Origin of the sequence: Streptomyces sp. NPDC007863 (assembly GCF_040633895.1) — a bacterium.
GTDB lineage: Bacteria > Actinomycetota > Actinomycetes > Streptomycetales > Streptomycetaceae > Streptomyces.
This window is the reverse complement of the sequence record NZ_JBEYEI010000016.1, coordinates 1-17,163: the sequence shown is the minus strand read 5'-3', so window position 1 is coordinate 17,163 and position 17,163 is coordinate 1. Positions and strand designations below refer to the sequence as shown.

At 71.0% G+C, this 17,163-nt stretch carries 18 protein-coding genes; 14 read left to right on the top strand and 4 right to left on the bottom strand.

Going from position 1 to position 17,163, the window contains the following annotated elements:
• Positions 1-176: 176 nt before the first annotated feature.
• The 12 genes from ABZ621_RS24220 to pstB all read left to right on the top strand — a co-directional run bounded on the left by ABZ621_RS24220 (position 177) and on the right by pstB (position 13,397).
• Positions 177-1,901 carry a hypothetical protein gene (locus ABZ621_RS24220; RefSeq protein ID WP_360607873.1) on the top strand — a complete coding sequence of 575 codons (1,725 nt, stop codon included), beginning with the start codon at positions 177-179 and terminating at the stop codon, positions 1,899-1,901.
• Between the two features lie 10 nt (positions 1,902-1,911).
• Positions 1,912-2,838 carry a mycothiol synthase gene (gene mshD / locus ABZ621_RS24215; RefSeq protein WP_360607871.1) on the top strand — a complete coding sequence of 309 codons (927 nt, stop codon included), beginning with the start codon at positions 1,912-1,914 and terminating at the stop codon, positions 2,836-2,838.
• A gap of 121 nt (positions 2,839-2,959) precedes the next feature.
• Positions 2,960-3,352: a GntR family transcriptional regulator gene (locus tag ABZ621_RS24210; protein WP_360607869.1), complete on the top strand. Its 393-nt coding sequence runs from the start codon at positions 2,960-2,962 to the stop codon at positions 3,350-3,352.
• A gap of 14 nt (positions 3,353-3,366) precedes the next feature.
• Positions 3,367-4,191: an ABC transporter ATP-binding protein gene (locus ABZ621_RS24205; protein WP_360607867.1), complete on the top strand. Its 825-nt coding sequence runs from the start codon at positions 3,367-3,369 to the stop codon at positions 4,189-4,191.
• Positions 4,188-5,129 carry an ABC transporter permease gene (locus ABZ621_RS24200; RefSeq protein WP_360607865.1) on the top strand — a complete coding sequence of 314 codons (942 nt, stop codon included), beginning with the start codon at positions 4,188-4,190 and terminating at the stop codon, positions 5,127-5,129. The genes ABZ621_RS24205 and ABZ621_RS24200 overlap by 4 nt, the downstream gene beginning before the upstream one ends.
• Before the next feature lie 235 nt (positions 5,130-5,364).
• Positions 5,365-7,611, top strand: coding sequence for an RNA degradosome polyphosphate kinase (locus ABZ621_RS24195; RefSeq protein WP_360607863.1), 2,247 nt, complete (start codon positions 5,365-5,367; stop codon positions 7,609-7,611).
• Entirely contained in the window at positions 7,598-8,599 is a 1,002-nt protein-coding gene (locus ABZ621_RS24190; protein WP_360607861.1) for a CHAD domain-containing protein, read from the top strand. Before ABZ621_RS24195 ends, ABZ621_RS24190 begins: the two co-directional genes overlap by 14 nt.
• Positions 8,596-9,036: an NUDIX hydrolase gene (locus tag ABZ621_RS24185; protein ID WP_360607859.1), complete on the top strand. Its 441-nt coding sequence runs from the start codon at positions 8,596-8,598 to the stop codon at positions 9,034-9,036. The genes ABZ621_RS24190 and ABZ621_RS24185 overlap by 4 nt, the downstream gene beginning before the upstream one ends.
• A 255-nt stretch (positions 9,037-9,291) precedes the next feature.
• Entirely contained in the window at positions 9,292-10,431 is a 1,140-nt protein-coding gene (gene pstS / locus ABZ621_RS24180; protein WP_360607857.1) for a phosphate ABC transporter substrate-binding protein PstS, read from the top strand.
• Positions 10,432-10,540: 109 nt separating this feature from the next.
• Positions 10,541-11,524 (top strand): phosphate ABC transporter permease subunit PstC, encoded by a 984-nt coding sequence (gene pstC, locus ABZ621_RS24175; protein ID WP_360607855.1) that lies wholly within the window; start codon positions 10,541-10,543, stop codon positions 11,522-11,524.
• The gene (gene pstA / locus ABZ621_RS24170) at positions 11,521-12,594 is read left to right on the top strand and encodes a phosphate ABC transporter permease PstA (RefSeq protein WP_360607853.1); all 1,074 of its coding nucleotides are present in this window, start codon (positions 11,521-11,523) and stop codon (positions 12,592-12,594) included. The genes pstC and pstA overlap by 4 nt, the downstream gene beginning before the upstream one ends.
• Positions 12,595-12,620: 26 nt before the next feature.
• Positions 12,621-13,397: a phosphate ABC transporter ATP-binding protein PstB gene (pstB, locus tag ABZ621_RS24165; RefSeq protein WP_360607851.1), complete on the top strand. Its 777-nt coding sequence runs from the start codon at positions 12,621-12,623 to the stop codon at positions 13,395-13,397.
• A gap of 122 nt (positions 13,398-13,519) precedes the next feature.
• Here pstB and ABZ621_RS24160 read toward each other — a convergent pair whose 3' ends face one another.
• Both ABZ621_RS24160 and ABZ621_RS24155 read right to left on the bottom strand, forming a co-directional pair.
• On the bottom strand, positions 13,520-14,518 hold the full coding sequence (locus tag ABZ621_RS24160; RefSeq protein WP_189853120.1) for an inorganic phosphate transporter: 999 nt from the start codon (positions 14,516-14,518) through the stop codon (positions 13,520-13,522).
• Positions 14,519-14,524: 6 nt separating this feature from the next.
• A complete protein-coding gene (locus ABZ621_RS24155) occupies positions 14,525-15,145 on the bottom strand; it encodes a DUF47 family protein (RefSeq protein ID WP_116159771.1) in 621 nt (206 codons plus the stop codon).
• A gap of 197 nt (positions 15,146-15,342) precedes the next feature.
• On the opposite strand from ABZ621_RS24155, the gene ABZ621_RS24150 reads away from it, so the two are divergent.
• A complete protein-coding gene (locus tag ABZ621_RS24150; RefSeq protein ID WP_360607848.1) occupies positions 15,343-15,696 on the top strand; it encodes a metal-sensitive transcriptional regulator in 354 nt (117 codons plus the stop codon).
• A 9-nt stretch (positions 15,697-15,705) separates the two neighbouring features.
• Here the strand turns inward: ABZ621_RS24150 and ABZ621_RS24145 are convergent, their stop codons facing one another.
• Together ABZ621_RS24145 and ABZ621_RS24140 are read right to left on the bottom strand one after the other, a co-directional pair.
• Complete coding sequence (locus tag ABZ621_RS24145; protein WP_360607846.1) at positions 15,706-15,879, bottom strand: hypothetical protein; 174 nt, start codon at positions 15,877-15,879, stop codon at positions 15,706-15,708.
• A gap of 103 nt (positions 15,880-15,982) precedes the next feature.
• Positions 15,983-16,810 carry a hypothetical protein gene (locus ABZ621_RS24140; protein WP_360607844.1) on the bottom strand — a complete coding sequence of 276 codons (828 nt, stop codon included), beginning with the start codon at positions 16,808-16,810 and terminating at the stop codon, positions 15,983-15,985.
• 86 nt (positions 16,811-16,896) lie between these two features.
• Here ABZ621_RS24140 and ABZ621_RS24135 point away from each other — a divergent pair, with 86 nt between their 5' ends.
• Positions 16,897-17,073, top strand: coding sequence for a hypothetical protein (locus ABZ621_RS24135; protein WP_360608271.1), 177 nt, complete (start codon positions 16,897-16,899; stop codon positions 17,071-17,073).
• Positions 17,074-17,163 lie beyond the last annotated feature (90 nt).

Below are 17,163 nucleotides of genomic sequence, written 5' to 3'. Positions count from 1 at the left end.
GGTGGGAAGGGTCGCGCCGCACGTCTGCGACATTGCATTCGATCGACGAACGCGTGACTTTCCCCTCCGCGGCTCGTTCACCCGTATGGACAACGCCTTCGCAGGAGCCGGGTTCGGGACGGGGATCGGGGAAGAGGTGATGACTGATGGCACGTAGGCCTGCCAGGAAACGGGGCTTGCGGGCCATTGCGGACCCGTTCACGGTTTCCGCGCCCGCCGGCGCTCGCATCCGGGACCGATTGCGGGTGACCGCGGCCGATACGGAGGTGCTCCGGCTGGTCGGCGAGCACCTGGGCCACCACCAGCGAGCCGATCTCGCGACGCGCATCGGCATCGGCCAGGTGAGAGCCGGCCAGAACCAGAGGGCGGAACGGAAGAAAAGGCTGACCGCCGTGTCCTCGTCGCGGTGGGCCGGCGCGATGACCCGCGCGAGCGAGGACCAGTACCAGCTCTCCCTCCGCTGCTTGTACGACAAGCAAACGTCTCTGCGGCGGGCTGCCCACGTCATCGAAATGCGGCTTGCGGTGCCGTGCGGGCAGCGGAGCGGCAAGACCCGAGGCTATGCGAACCAGGCAGAACGGTGGTCCAAGCAACGTCGCCTCGCTGTACTTCGCTCCCGACTCACCCGGATCGAGGCCCGTCTCGAATCGGGCCGGCCCGGCATCGTGGCGGGCGGGAGACGGCTGGCCAAGGCACGAAACTCCCTCGGCAGTTCCGGGCTCACCGACACGCAGTGGAGGCAGCGGTGGGACTCGGCCCGTCTGTTCCTGACCGCCGACGGCGAATCCGGTGCTCCGTACGGCAACTACACGATCACCGTAGCCCCGGACACGGGCCTGGTGTCGATCGTGCTGCCCGAACCACTCAGACATCTGGCGAACGCACCCAGGGGCCGGTACCGGCTCTCATGCGCAGTCGGTTTCTCGCACCGGCGGGATGATTGGTCGGACAGGATCACCGCCCACAGGGCCGTGCGCTACCGCATCGCGCACGATGCGGTCCGCGACCGTTGGTACCTCGACGCCTCCTGGGCCACCGACACCGCTGCGCTGCCCACGCCCGAGGAACTTCGGGCCATGGGCGCACGCATGCTCGGTGTGGATCTCAACGCCGACCATCTCGCCGCCCATGTCCTCGATCCACACGGCAACCCCGTCGGCGAACCCCTCACCCTCCCGATCGCCGTCGACGGACCGGCGAGCGGCCGAGACGGGCTGCTGCGCGCAGCGATCACCGAGCTGATCCGCATCGCCAAGCAGCACCAGTGCGCGGGCATCACGATCGAGAACCTGGGCTTCGGCAACGCTCGCGCCACAGGTCGGGAAACCATGGGCCGTGGCGGGCGCGGGAAACGGTTCCGTCGCACGGTGGCCCACATCCCCACCGCCCGCTTCCGGGAGCGTCTGCGCTCGATGGCCTTCCACGCCGGCCTCGTCGTGATCGCGGTCGACCCCGCATACACCAGCGTCTGGGGCGAGCGGTACTGGAAGGCCCCGCTCCAGCAGAACAACCGAAACAACCGGCAGGTCACGGTCACGCGCCATCACGGCGCCGCGGTGGCCATCGGACGACGGGCCCTCGGGTACCGAGCACGGCGTCGGCCAGGTGTGACCGCTCACGACCGGAGGATCGTGACGCGGAGAGCTACCGGTCAGGCCGTACTCCCCCCAAGGGCACGTGGGACCGCGAGCCCGCCCAGGACGGCGAGCACGCCCCTCGAGGGCGGAGAGACTCGACCGCGCCGAGGCGACCAACTCGCGCTGTTCCCTGACCCCGAGGACCGTTCGCGGGGTCACCAGGCCACCACCAGGCCCGGTCGCGACAGTTCGGCCAACAGCGGCCGACATCGCCAGATGCGGTTACAAGACAATTGCCTCCGGCTGACGGAGGGTTCGCCGTAGGCTCGGCACCATGACTTCCGACGCGGCGCCCGCCCTCGAACCGGGACGGCAGATCCAGACGTACGACGAGCTCACCCCCGAGCAGGTCCAGGAGGTCATGGACCTGCTCGCGGCCGCGGACCGCGCCGACGGCGTGCACGCGGTGTCCGAACAGGGGCGGCTCTACCTCCGGCACGGGCGGCGCGAGGGGGTGCGGCACTTCCTCCTCACCGTCGGCTCCCACCTCTACGGCTACGCCCAGCTGGAGGAGACCGACCCCGTCGAGGCGCCGGCCGCCGAGCTGCTCGTCCACCCCGACCAGCGCGGCCGCGGCCACGGGCGGGCCCTCGGCACCGCCCTGCTCGCCGCCACCGGCAAGCGGCTGCGGGTCTGGGCGCACGGCGGCAAGCCGTCCGCGCGCCACCTCGCCCAGGTCCTCGGCCTCACCCTCTTCCGCGAACTGCGCCAGCTGCGCCGGCCGCTGACGCCGCTGGACATCCCCGAACCGGTCCTCCCCGAGGGCGTCACGATCCGCACCTTCGTCCCCGGGCAGGACGACGCGGCCTGGCTCGCGGTCAACGCCGCCGCCTTCGCCCACCACCCGGAGCAGGGCTCGCTGACCCAGCGGGACCTGGACGACCGGATCGCGGAGCCGTGGTTCGACCCGAAGGGCTTCTTCCTCGCGGAGAAGGAGGGGGAGCTCGTCGGCTTCCACTGGACCAAGACGCACGCCGAGGAGCGGCTCGGCGAGGTGTACGTGGTCGGGATCCTGCCGGGGGCGCAGGGCGGCGGCCTCGGCAAGGCGCTCACCGCGACCGGCCTGCGACACCTGGCGGCGCAGGGGCTGCCGACGGCGATGCTGTACGTGGACGCCGACAACACCGCGGCGGTGCGGGTCTACGAGGGGCTCGGCTTCCGGACGCACGAGGTGGACCTGATGTACCGCTCGGAGTCCTGAAACCGGCGGGTCCTGAACAGTCGGAGCCCTGAACCGGCAGTCGGCAGGGGGCGGTTGACACCGCCCCCTCTCTTCCACCACCCTTTCACTACTTGATTAGTGAAAGGGTGGTGGAAGGGACGTGGTCGAGTACCGCATCGACCGGCGCAGCGGCGTCGCCACCTACCTCCAGATCGTCCAGCAGACGAAACAGGCCCTCCGGATGGGCCTCCTGGAGCCGGGCGACCGACTGCCCACCGCACGCGAGGTCGTCGAGGCGACGGCCATCAACCCGAACACGGTCCTCAAGGCCTACCGCGAGCTCGAACGCGAAGGCCTCGTCGAGGCCCGCCGCGGCCTCGGCACCTTCGTCCGCGCCACGCTCGGCACGACCGCCCCCGCCGACTCCCCCCTCCGGGGCGAGCTCGACGCCTGGGCCCGCCGCGCACGCGCCGAGGGCATGGACCGCGAGGACGTGGCGGCGCTCTTCACCGCCGTACTGGCACAGCACTTCGAGGGGGACGACGAACAGTGAGTACGACCACCGTCTTGGGAGCCGAGCTCCTGGGCAAGAAGTACGGGGGACGGAGGGGCGGCTGGGCCCTGCGGGCGTGCGACTTCACGCTCCCCGCCGGCCGGATCTGCGCCCTCGTCGGCCCCAACGGCGCCGGCAAGTCCACCCTGCTCGCCCTCGCCGCCGGCCTGCTGCGGCCCACTGAGGGCACGCTCACCGCGCCCGCCCGCGAGGACCTGGCCTACGTTGCCCAGGCCAAGCCGCTGCACCCCCGGCTCACCGTCGCCGACACCCTCCGCATGGGCCGCGAGCTCAACCCCGGCCGGTGGGACGACGCCACCGCGCTCCGGGTCGTCGAGGGCGGCGGCTTCTCCTCCGACACCCTCGTCCACCACCTGTCCGGCGGCCAGCGCACCCGCGTCGCCCTCGCCCTCGCCCTCGGCAAGCGCGCGCGACTCCTGCTCCTGGACGAGCCGATGGCCGACCTCGACCCGCTCGCCCGCCACCAGCTGATGGGCCTGCTGATGTCCGACGCCGCCGAGCGCGGCACCACGGTCGTCATGTCCTCCCACATCCTCACCGAGCTGGAGGGCGCCTGCGACCACCTGATGCTGCTCGCCGGGGGCCGGATCCGCCTCGACGGCGCCGTCGACGACCTGCTCGCCGCGCACACCCTGCTGCGCGGACCCGTCGCCGACCTCGCCCCGCACCGCGTGGTCGACTCCCGCACGACGGGCCGTCAACTCACCGCCCTGGTCCGCCGCGAGGGCCCGGTCGAGGGACCCTGGGAGACCAGCGAGCCGTCCCTGGAGGAGCTCCTCCTCGCCCACCTCCGCAACCCCGAAGGAGCCCCCGCATGAGCACCCTCGCCCTCAAGGGCCCCGCGTGGGTGACGGCCCGCCAGTACCGGCGGACCCTGTGGCTGGCGGGCGCTACGGGAATCCTGGCGCTGGTCGTGATCGGCGTGCTGCGGATCTGGGACGCGCAGTACCCGGACGTGCGCACGGAGGACGGCTACTGGGTCCGCGACCAGTTCAACAGCGGGTTCCCGTGGCTGATCGGCGCAATGCGCTCCTTCTCCGAGGGCGTCCTCGGGATTCCGTTCGTCGTTGCGCTCTTCGTCGCCGGCCCGATGGTGGCGCGCGAGTTCGAGTCGGGGACGTACCAGCTCTCGCTCACCCAGTCGGTGACCCCGGCGTCCTGGCTGCGCTCCAAGCTGGCCGTCGCCACGGCCGCCACCCTCGGCACCGTCCTGCTCCTGACCGGCGCGTACGCGCTCGGCTGGTTCCGGGTGGCCGACGGATACAGCCTGCTGCGGACGGACATCGGACCGTACATGGTCCTCGGCACCGTCCTCGTCGCCCACACGCTCCTCGCCGTCGCCGTCGGCGCGCTCGCCGGTCTGCTGATCCACCGCACCCTGGTCGCCATGTCCGCCGCCGGACTCTTCGTGGGCGTCACCCTGCTCGTGCTCCACGCCTGCCGCTGGGACTTCCTGACGCCGGTCACGATCACCGGCGAGGCGGTGGAGGGCGCCTCGACCCTCATGGCCCCCGAAGGCTCACTGCTCATGGAGCAGGGCCTGATCATGGCCGACGGACGGCGCGAGTCCGGCTGGTTCTGCGGCGACTCCGAGGGCGTCTGCCGCGTCGACGAGCCCGTGTCCGCCCAGTACCTCGACTACCACCCCGTCTCCCACGTCCTGCCCACCCAGCTCATCGAGACCGGCATCGTCCTGGCGCTCGCCGCCCTCGCCGCCCTCGCCGCCTTCCGGGTCCTCCGTGCCCGGCACCCGTAATCCGAACGGGTGAGAATCGGGGGCGGGGCCCGGCACAGGCCCCGCCCCCGATTCCCGCACGACATGTCGTCGTTACCGGCCATTCAGACGCGCTTGCGACGCTCACGCAATGAAGCGATCCGTGATCACTCCTGGCGGGGCTCCCTCCCCGGGAAGACTCCCCAAGGGGAGACTGCCCTCCCCCACGGCCCGCTCCGACGCGCCCGAGGACCCCTTCGCGCGGAAGAATGGGGCCATGAGCCAGCAGCCCGCCGAGGTCCCGGTCCAGACCTCCGCCACCGCGTCCCCGCAGCCGTCCCCGGGTTCCATAGCGGCGCACCGCCCGCGCGCCGACCACGACACGGAGAACGGCGCCGTCGACACCGGTATCGACTCCGAGATCGACGCCTACGAGGGCGAGGACGGCGACGCCTCGCGCGAGCTGCCGCAGGGCCGCTTCCTGGACCGCGAGCGCAGCTGGCTCGCCTTCAACGAGCGGGTCCTCGAACTCGCCGAGGACCCGACGACCCCCCTCCTCGAACGGGCGAACTTCCTCGCGATCTTCGCCTCGAACCTCGACGAGTTCTTCATGGTCCGGGTCGCCGGCCTCAAGCGCCGCATCGCCACCGGCGTCGCCACCCGCTCCGCCTCCGGCCTCCAGCCGCGCGAGGTCCTCGACCTCATCTGGACCCGCTCGCGCGAACTGATGGCCCGGCACGCCGCCTGCTACCAGCAGGACGTCGCCCCTGCCCTGGCCGACGAGGGCATCCACCTGATCCGCTGGCCCGAGCTCACCGAGAAGGAGCAGGCGCGGCTCTTCACGCTCTTCCGGCAGCAGATCTTCCCGGTGCTGACGCCGCTCGCCGTGGACCCGGCGCACCCCTTCCCGTACATCTCCGGCCTGAGCCTCAACCTCGCCGTGGTCGTACGCAATCCGGTCAGCGGCCACCGCCACTTCGCGCGCGTCAAGGTCCCGCCGCTGCTCTCCCGCTTCCTGGAGGCCTCCCCGCAGCGGTACGTCCCCCTGGAGGACGTGATCGCGGCGCACCTGGAGGAGCTCTTCCCCGGCATGGAGGTGCTCGCGCACCACATGTTCCGGGTGACCAGGAACGAGGACCTGGAGGTCGAGGAGGACGACGCGGAGAACCTCCTCCAGGCCCTGGAGAAGGAGCTCATGCGGCGCCGCTTCGGCCCGCCGGTCCGCCTGGAGGTCGAGGAGTCCATCGACCCGTACGTCCTCGACCTGCTCGTGCGCGAGCTGAAGATCTCCGACGCCGAGGTCTACCCGCTGCCCGGCCCGCTCGACCTCACCGGCCTGTTCGGGATCGCCTCGCAGGACCGGCCCGAGCTCAAGTACCCGAAGTTCGTCGCCGGCACGCACCGGGACCTCGCCGAGGTCGAGTCCGCGTCCGCGCCCGACGTCTTCGCCGCGATGCGCGAGCGGGACGTCCTGCTGCACCACCCGTACGACTCCTTCTCCACCTCCGTCCAGGCCTTCCTGGAGCAGGCGGCGGCCGACCCGGACGTCCTCGCGATCAAGCAGACGCTGTACCGGACCTCCGGCGACTCCCCGATAGTCGACGCCCTCATCGACGCCGCCGAGTCCGGCAAGCAGGTCCTCGTCCTCGTCGAGATCAAGGCCCGCTTCGACGAGCAGGCCAACATCAAGTGGGCGCGGAAGCTGGAGGAGGCCGGCTGCCACGTCGTCTACGGCCTCGTCGGCCTCAAGACCCACTGCAAGCTGTCCCTGGTGGTCCGCCAGGAGGGCGACCTGCTGCGCCGCTACTCGCACGTCGGCACCGGCAACTACCACCCGAAGACGGCCCGGCTCTACGAGGACCTCGGCCTGCTCACCGCCGACCCGCAGGTCGGCGCCGACCTCTCCGACCTCTTCAACCGGCTCTCCGGCTACTCGCGCCGCGAGACCTACCGGCGTCTGCTGACCGCCCCGAAGTCGCTCCGCGACGGGCTCGTCTCCCGGATCACCAAGGAGATCGCCCACCACCGGGCCGGCCGGCCGGCGTACGTGAAGATCAAGGTCAACTCGATGGTCGACGAGGCCGTCATCGACGCCTGCTACCGGGCCTCCCAGGCCGGCGTCCCGGTCGACATCTGGGTCCGCGGCATCTGCGCCGTGCGCCCCGGCGTCCCCGGCCTCTCGGAGAACATCCGGGTCCGCTCCGTCCTCGGCCGCTTCCTGGAGCACTCCCGGATCTTCGCCTTCGGCAACGGAGGCGAGCCGGAGGTCTGGTTCGGCAGCGCCGACATGATGCACCGCAACCTGGACCGGCGCATCGAGGCCCTGGTCCGGGTCTCCGACCCCGCCCACCGGGCGGCCCTCACCCGGCTCCTGGAGACCGGGATGTCCGACACCACCTCCTCCTGGCACCTCGGCCCGGACGGGAACTGGACGCGTCACGCGACCGACCCCGAGGGCAAGCCGCTGCGGCACGTGCAGGAGATGCTCATCGACGCGCGGAGGCGCCGGCGTGCACAACCCTGACCCCACGCAGTCCCCGCAGGCGACGAGGGACCTGACCGCGGGCGAGGTCCTGGCCCCCTACCTGCACGCCCGGGCCGCGGACTTCCTCCGCGGCCTGCGGCAGCACGGCGAGAGCGGCGCGGACACCTCCGGAGCGGACGAGGCCGCCGGTACGCTGCGGGCCGCCGCCCGGCGCATCAGCGGCAGCCTGCACACCTTCCGGCCACTGCTCGACACCGCCTGGGCCGACCAGCTCAGGACCGAACTGGCCTGGCTCTCCGGCACCCTCGCCCAGGAACAGGCGTGCACCTCGCGGCTGATCCGGCTGATGGACGCGCTGAACCGGCTGGCCGGCGGCCCTGGTCCGGTGCCGGCCGCCCGCGGCTCGGAGGCCGCCGGCCTCACCGTCGGCGCCGCCCGGGCCGGCGCCCTCCTGGACCGGCAGCTCACCCTGGCCAGGACCCGCGCCCACTCGGCGGCCCTCCAGGCCCTCGGCTCCTCCCGCTTCCACGCGCTGGCCGACGCCGTCGCCCTGCTCGCCTCCGAGGTGCCGCTCGGCCCGGCGGGCGCGGCCCCCGCCCCCGAGGTGCTCGACGCCTCCGCGTCGGTCGCCCGCCGGCGCCTCCTCGACGCGGTCGACGCGCTGCCGCTGACCCGCGCCGCCCACCCGTACAACGCGGAGGCGCTGGCCCTGGCGGCGGGCGAGAACCAGGACGCGCCGTGGCACCACACCCGGCTGCTGCTCCGCCTCCACCGGTACGCCACCGAGGTGACGGCCCTCGGCCCGGAGCCGGACGCCCCGCTGTACGAGGCGGCCCGGGCCCTGGACCGGCACCGTGACGCCGCCGAGGCGGCCGCGGCCGCCGCCGCGGCGGCCCGCACCCCCCGGATCGCGCCGGCCACCGCGTACGCCCTCGGGGTCCTCCACGCCGACCAGCGGCACGAGGTCGAGGCGGCCCGCTTCGCCTTCCAGCGCGTCTGGCACACGGCCGCCGCCCCCGTCCCATGACCGTCCCGGAGCCGGTCCTGGCGGCGGGCTGCGTCCTGTGGCGCCCGTCGCCGGCCGGCCCCGGCATCGAGATCGCGCTCGTCCACCGGCCGAAGTGGGACGACTGGTCCCACCCGAAGGGGAAGCGCAAGCGCGGCGAGAGCGCCGAGGACTGCGCCCTGCGCGAGGTCCTGGAGGAGACCGGGCACCACTGCGAGCTGGGCGCCCGCCTCCCCACCGTCCGCTACCCCGTCGCGGGCCGCCCCAAGGAGGTCGTCTACTGGGCGGCCCGCGCCCTCGACGGCGCCTTCGTCCCCGGCCGCGAGGTGGACCGCCTGCACTGGCTGGCGCCGGCCGCGGCCCGTGCCCGCCTGACCCGGCCGCGCGACCGCGAGCTGCTCGACGCCCTCCTCGCCGGGGCGACGGCCCCGGACCGTCAGCCGCCCGACGTCTGCTAGACGGCGGCCCGCCCCTCGGCACGGGCACCGTGCGCCACCCCGCCGCGGCACCCCGTGCCCGGCCGCACCGTGGCTTACGGCACGGTTCACCTCGCGTTCACTCTCCACGGCTGACCGCTTCACCTGATCTGCCTAATTTCGGCCTTACGCGGTGCACGGAGCCTGACGATGCACCCGACAACCCGACACGCGCCGCCCTCCGAGCGACGGACACCCGGTCCGAACCACGGCGGCCTCTGGAAGGAACCCCCGAAAGTGAAGCTTTCGCGCAACAACGGGCTTCGCGCCTCCGCGATCGGTGCCCTCGTCGTCTCCGGTGCGCTGGTCCTCTCGGCGTGTGGCTCGGACGACAACAACGAGCCCACCAAGAGCGGTGGCAAGCAGACCTCGGCCGCCGCGTCGAACATCAAGTGCGACGGCGCCAAGGGTCAGCTGCTCGCCGCGGGCTCCAGCGCGCAGGAAAACGCGATGGACCTGTGGGTCAAGAACTTCCAGGCCGCCTGTGAGGGCGTCGAGGTCAACTACCAGGGCATCGGCTCCGGCGGTGGCATCACCAAGTTCAACCAGGGCCAGGTCGCCTTCGCGGGCTCCGACTCCGCCCTGAAGGACGAAGAGGTCGCCGAGTCCAAGAAGATCTGCAAGGGCGGCACGGGCGTCAACCTGCCCATGGTCGGCGGCCCCATCGCCATCGGCTACAAGCTGGAGGGCGTGGACAACCTCGTCCTGGACGCCTCCACCATCGCCAAGATCTTCGACACGAAGATCACCAAGTGGAACGACCCGGCGATCGCCAAGCTGAACCCGGGCGCCAAGCTTCCGGACTCCACCATCCAGGCCTTCCACCGCTCGGACGAGTCCGGCACCACCCAGAACCTGGGCAAGTACCTCTCGACCGCCGCCGCGGCCGACTGGAAGTACGACCCGAAGACGAAGTCGTGGCCCGCCCCCGGTGGCCAGGCCGCCAACGGCTCCTCCGGTGTCGCCCAGGCCGTCAAGGGCGCCGAGGGCTCCATCGGCTACTTCGAGCTCTCCCACGCCACCGCCAACAAGATCTCCACGGTCAGCGTGAACACCGGCGCGGCCGCCCCGGTCGCCGCCACCTCGGAGAACGCCTCCAAGGCCATCGCCGACGCCAAGGTCAAGGGCACCGGCAACGACGTGGCCCTCTCCCTCAACTACGAGACCAAGGCCGAGGGCGCCTACCCGCTGGTCCTGGTCACCTACGAGATCGCCTGCGACAAGGGCAACAAGGCGGAGACCCTGCCGACCCTGAAGGCGTTCCTCAACTACGCGATCAGCGAGGAGGGCCAGAAGGTCCTCACCGACGCCGACTACGCCCCGATGCCGGCCGAGATCGCCGCCAAGGTCCGGGCGATCGTCCCGACCCTGTCCTGACCCCCGGCCGGGGGCGGCCCCTCACCTCCCGTGGAGGGCCGCCCCCGGCATCCGGTGCACCGCCGCCAGGAGCCCGTACCCCGTACGGCTCCGCAGACCGGAGAAACCGATGGTTACCACGACACCACCCGCCAGGGAAAAGAACAGGAGCCGGCGCGCCAAGAGCGCGACCCGCCCCGGAGACCGCATCTTCAGCGGCCTCTCCAAGGGCTCCGGCATCACCCTGCTCGTCATCATGGCCGCGATCGCGGCCTTCCTGACCTACCGCTCCGTCCTCGCCCTCTCCAAGGACAGCGCCAACTTCTTCACCACCTTCGAGTGGAACCCGGCCGGCGACCCGCCGGTCTTCGGCATCGCCGTCCTCGCCTTCGGCACGATCGTCTCCTCGGTCATCGCCATGGTCATCGCCGTGCCGGTCGCGATCGGCATCGCGCTCTTCATCTCGCACTACGCCCCGCGCAGGCTGGCCAAGCCGCTCGCGTACGTGGTCGACCTGCTCGCCGCCGTGCCCAGCATCATCTACGGCCTCTGGGGCGCGATCTTCCTGGTTCCGTACCTGGACGGCCTCAACCAGTGGCTCGACGAGTACCTCGGCTGGACGTACATCTTCGACAAGTCCGCCGACGGCGTCGCCCGCAACCTCTTCACCGTGGGCATCCTGCTGGCGATCATGATCCTCCCGATCATCACCAACGTGACCCGCGAGGTCTTCCTCCAGGCCCCGAAGATGCACGAGGAGGCCGCGCTCGCCCTCGGCGCCACGCGCTGGGAGGTCATCCGCATGGCCGTCCTTCCCTTCGGCCGCTCCGGCATCATCTCCGCCTCGATGCTCGGCCTCGGCCGTGCGCTCGGCGAGACGATGGCCGTGGCCGTGGTCCTCTCCCCCAGCTTCGTGCTCTCGGGCCACCTGCTCGACCCGGGCGGCGGCACCTTCGCCCAGAACATCGCCGCGAAGTTCAACGAGGCCGACGAGTACGGCCGCGACGCGCTGATCGCCTCCGGCCTCGTCCTCTTCGTCATCACCCTGCTGGTCAACGGCGCGGCCCGGTGGATCATCGCCCGCCGCAAGGAGTACTCGGGGGCCAACGCATGAGCCACGCCGTCCAGGAACGCCCGACCGCGTTCGCCAAGCCCCGCGGCCCGCTCGCCCACGCCCGCCTCCCGCGCTGGACCCCGGCCGCCATCGCCGTCGGTTCCGTCGCCGCGGGTGCCGGCATCGGCCTCGCAGCCGGCTGGCACAGCAAGGTCCAGTGGGGCATGCTCGCCGCCCTGGTCTTCCTCCTCGCCACCTACGCGATCACCACCAAGGTGGAGGGCTCCCGCCAGGCCAAGGACCGCATCGCCACCAGCCTCGTCTGGGTCTGCTTCGTCCTCGCCGTCATCCCGCTGCTGTCGCTGGCCTGGGTGACGGTCAGCAAGGGCCTGGAAGTGCTCGACGGGTACTTCCTCACCCACTCGATGAACGGCGTCCTCGAGGTCGAAGCGGGCGGCGGCGTCTACCACGCCCTCCTCGGCACCATCGAGCAGGTCGGCATCGCCACCCTGATCGCCGCCCCGATCGGTCTGCTGACCGCGGTCTACCTGGTCGAGTACGGCACCGGGAAGCTCGCCAAGGCCGTCACCTTCTTCGTCGACGTCATGACGGGCATCCCGTCGATCGTCGCCGGCCTCTTCATCCTGTCCACCTGGACCCTGATGCTGGACTTCGGCCCCTCCGGGTTCGCCGGCGCGATGGCCCTCGCCATCCTGATGATGCCGGTCGTCGTCCGCTCCACCGAGGAGATGCTCAAGCTCGTCCCGAACGAGCTCCGCGAGGCCTCCCTCGCCCTCGGTATCCCCAAGTGGCGCACGATCCTGAAGGTGGTCCTCCCGACCGCGATCGGCGGCATCACCACGGGCGTCATGCTCGCGATCGCCCGCATCACCGGTGAGACGGCCCCCGTCCTGCTCCTCGTGTTCGGTACGAAGCTCATCAACCCGAACCCCTTCGAAGGCGCCCAGTCCTCCCTGCCGCTCTACGTGTACGAGCAGTACGCGGTCGGCACCGACGCCGCCGTGGCCCGCGCCTGGGCCGCCGCGCTCGTCCTGATCGCCTTCGTCATGATCCTCAACCTGGTGGCCCGCGGCATCGCCCGCTGGAAGGCCCCGAAGACCGGCCGCTGACCGCGGCACTCTGGATGTGAACTGATATGGCCAAGCGAATCGACGTCAGCGGCCTCTCCGCCTACTACGGCGCCCACAAGGCGATCGACGACATCTCCATGACCGTCGAGCCCCGCTCGGTGACGGCCTTCATCGGCCCCTCCGGCTGCGGAAAGTCCACCTTCCTGCGCACCCTGAACCGCATGCACGAGGTCACCCCCGGTGGCCGCGTCGAGGGCAAGGTGATGCTGGACGACGAGAACCTGTACGGCTCCGGCGTCGACCCGGTCGCCGTGCGCCGCACCGTCGGCATGGTGTTCCAGCGCCCCAACCCCTTCCCCACCATGTCGATCTTCGACAACGTGGCGGCGGGCCTGCGGCTGAACGGCTCGTACAAGAAGTCCGAGCTCGCCGACATCGTGGAGCGCTCCCTCAAGGGTGCGAACCTGTGGAACGAGGTCAAGGACCGCCTCAACAAGCCGGGCTCCGGCCTCTCCGGCGGTCAGCAGCAGCGCCTGTGCATCGCCCGCGCCATCGCGGTCGAGCCGGACGTGCTCCTCATGGACGAGCCCTGCTCGGCCCTCGACCCGATCTCGACCCTCGCGATCGAGGACCTGATCGGCGAGCTGAAGGAGCGCTTCACGATCGTCATCGTGACGCACAACATGCAGCAGGCCGCCCGCGTCTCGGACCGCACCGCCTTCTTCAACCTGGCGGCGGTCGGCCAGCCCGGCAAGCTCATCGAGCTGGACGACACCGAGCGCATCTTCTCCAACCCGAGCGTCCAGGCGACCGAGGACTACATCTCCGGCCGCTTCGGATAGCCCATCGACCATGCGGCTCCGCCGCGTGGCGTCTGCGGTGCTGCATGGCGGTGCCACCGCACGACGAAAGGGCCCGGCTCCCCCCCAGGGGAGCCGGGCCCGACCATTTCCGGCCACGTCCGTCAGCCGAAGAAGAGCTGCACCACGTAGAAGCTGAGCGCCGCCACGATCGCCGCCGCCGGCATGGTGATGAACCAGCCGAGGATGATGTTCTTCGCGACGCCCCAGCGCACCGCGTTCACCCGCTTCGTGGCACCCACGCCCATGATCGCGGAGGTGATGACGTGGGTCGTCGAGATCGGCGCGTGGAAGAGGAACGCCGAGCCGAACATGATCGACGCACCGGTGGTCTCGGCCGCGAAGCCCTGCGGCGGGTCCAGCTCGATGATCTTGCGGCCGAGGGTGCGCATGATGCGCCAGCCACCCGCGTACGTACCGAGCGAGAGCATCACGGCACAGGCGATCTTCACCCACACCGGGATGTCGTCGCCGGCCTGCTGCACGTCGGCGATGACCAGGGCCATCACCACGATGCCCATCGTCTTCTGGGCGTCCTGGAGGCCGTGACCGAGGGCCATGCCGGCCGCCGAGACGGTCTGCGCGATGCGGAAGCCGCGCTTGGCCTTGTGCGGGTTGGCCCGGCGGAACATCCACATGATCGCGCACATCACCAGGTAACCGGCGACGAGGCCGACGACCGGCGAGATGAACATCGGGATGACGACCTTGTCGAGGACGCCGCCCCAGATCACCTCGGTGCCGCCGGCGAGCGCCGCGCCCACCATGCCGCCGAACAGGGCGTGCGAGGAGGAGGACGGGAGGCCGAAGTACCAGGTGACGAGGTTCCAGATGATCGCGCCGACGAGCGCGGCGAAGAGGATTCCCATCCCCTTGTCGCCGTGCGGCGTCTCGATCAGGCCCTCACTGACCGTCTTGGCGACGCCGCTGCCCATGAAGGCACCGGCGAGGTTCATGACCGCGGCCATCGCGAGCGCCGCACGGGGGGTCAGCGCCCGCGTCGACACCGAGGTGGCGATCGCGTTGGCGGAGTCGTGGAAGCCGTTCGTATACGTGAAGCCGAGCGCGACACCGATGGTCACGATCAGGGCGAAGGTGTCCACGAAGCCTCAGGACTCCTTGACCGCGATGGTCTCCACGGTGTTCGCCACGTGCTCGAAGGCGTCGGCCGCCTCTTCCAGCACATCCACGACCTGCTTGAGCTTGAGCACCTCGATGGCGTCGTACTTGCCGTTGAAGAGGTGGGCGAGCAGCTTGCGGTGGATCTGGTCGGCCTGGTTCTCCAGCCGGTTGACCTCGATCCAGTACTCCGTGAGGTTGGCCATCGTCCGCAGGTTCGGCATCGCCTCGGCGGTCAGTTCCGCCGCCCGGGCCAGGACCTCGATCTGCTGCTCGACGCCCTTGGGCAGTTCCTCGATGTTGTAGAGGACGACCAGGTCGACGGCCTCCTCCATGAAGTCCATGATGTCGTCGAGGGACGAGGCGAGGGAGTAGATGTCCTCACGGTCGAACGGCGTGATGAACGAGGAGTTCAGCTGGTGGAAGATCGCATGGGTGGCGTCGTCGCCGGCGTGCTCCGCTGCCCGCATCCGCTCCGCGATCTCGGCCCGGGCGGAAGGCTCCGCTCCGAGCAGTTCCATCAGGAGCTTCGAGCCCGTGACGATGTTGTCCGCGGACGCGGCGAACATGTCGTAGAAGCTCGTCTCCCTGGGGGTCAGACGAAATCGCACGTGAGGTCCTCGGGGTGCTGGGTTTCGGTCAGGCTGATGCTAGGCGCATCATCCGGCCACGGCTAACCGGCGTCCTCTCAGTGTCGCCCATCAGGCACAGTGAACTGCACGAGACCCCCGCCCCCTCAACGGCGGGGATCGGTACCATATACCCATGAGGGGTATACACCCCCTTATCTGGACAACGGGAGGACGCGATGACGACCACCGAGGCGGACCAGGTCACCCCCGACACCGTCGAATCCGTCGAGCCGGCCGACCACGCCCACGGGGTGCACGGCTACCACAAGCAGAAGGACGAACACCTCAAGCGGCTGCGGCGGATCGAGGGCCAGATCCGCGGTCTGCAGCGGATGGTCGACGAGGACGTCTACTGCATCGACATACTCACCCAGGTCTCGGCCTCCACGAAGGCGCTGCAGTCCTTCGCCCTCCAGCTCCTGGAGGAACACCTGCGGCACTGCGTGGCGGACGCGGCGAACAACGGCGGGGACCTCGACGCGAAGGTCGAGGAGGCCACCAAGGCGATCGGCCGGATGCTGCGCACCTGAGCCGGCGGGTCAGCGCCCGGCCGGTTCGACCCGCAGCACCTCGTCGATCAGGTCGGCGCTGAGCCGTTCCCCGTCCGCGGCCGAGGCCGCGATGATCAGGTCGCCGCAGAGCTCTATCTCGGCGAGGGCGATGCCGTCGGGGTCGGCGATCGCGGTTGCGGTTGCGGTACCGAGCGGAGCCACGCGCCTTCACCCTCTTCCGGACGGAGTCGGTGTCCCAGCGTACGGATCGGGCCACGGCCCGCGCATGACACGGACGGACCATTTGCGGGATGGTCCGGACCCGTCAGACCTCGACCTTGCCCGCGTAGATGTCCCGTCCGTGCGGCAGCGTCACGAGGACCCGCGTCCCGAAGCCGTACAGGAGGGTCGTCGAGGAGACGGAGACCGTCCGCCCCTGGTTGCTGAAGGTGAACCGGTGGCGGACCTTCCGCAGGCGGCCGTCCCCGTCGAGATACGCCTCGAAGGGCACGGCGTGTGTGGAGAACCCTTTCGCCGCCGCGGTGAGCGCGCCCCGCAGCTGCGGCGCGGCGACCTTCGCGGCCGCCGCGATGTCGGTGACGCCCCGGTAGTGCCGGACCTTCACCCCGGCCAGCTCGGTCTCCCCCACGTACGTGACCTCCCGCGCGCCGCGCAGCAGCTCGGCCGCCGCGCCGGGATCGGTGGCCCCGCCGGTGACGAGGTTGCCGTCGTCGAGGGTGGTGGTGTCGACCCGTACCCACTTGTCGGCGGGGACGCCCGCGCCGCGGTTCTTCATGTAGAGGGCGCCGGGGGTGAGGAGCTCGGTGATCGGCCGGTGCGCGCTGGCGCCGGACGCGTCCGTGGGGAGCACCACCCGGAGGTGGCCGGTGCGGCGGCGGAAGTCGTAGCCGCCCTCGCCGCGGATGGTGACCCGGGTGCCGCCGGAGGCCATCTCCATCGCGGTCGACGCCTTGGAGGTGCCGGCCCTGACCAGGGCGTCGGCGGCGCCCCGGACGGTGCCGGCCGGGTCCGGCGCCGGCGCCGGCTCGTCGGGGGCGGCGCAGCCGGTGACCGCCGCGGCGACCAGGGACGCGGTGACGGCGAGCGCCCCGCCGCCGACGCCTCGCGGAAGCCGGTACCGCTGCACCACCATCGCCCGCCGCCCCCCCAAAAAAGCCTGGATTCCCGATGCGGATAACGACGGCACGGGCGAGCCGTCACGCGCAGTACGGTGGGGTCGTGCACGAGCAGTCGGCGACCGGCCCGCATCACACGACGACCATGGAGCGCGGTTCCTTCGCGCTGGCCCGCTGCTCCTGCGGCTGGAGCGGACCGGCCCGCCGCTCCCGCGACCGCGCCCGCACCGACGCCACCGACCACGAGAGGGCGCCGAGCACCGGGGACGTACGGGCCTAGCTTGATCTTTAACGTGTGCCGTCGAACGGTGCGTCGTACTTGATCACTCGGTTCGGTATCCGCCGTACACGGAAGCGGCCTTCGGCTGAA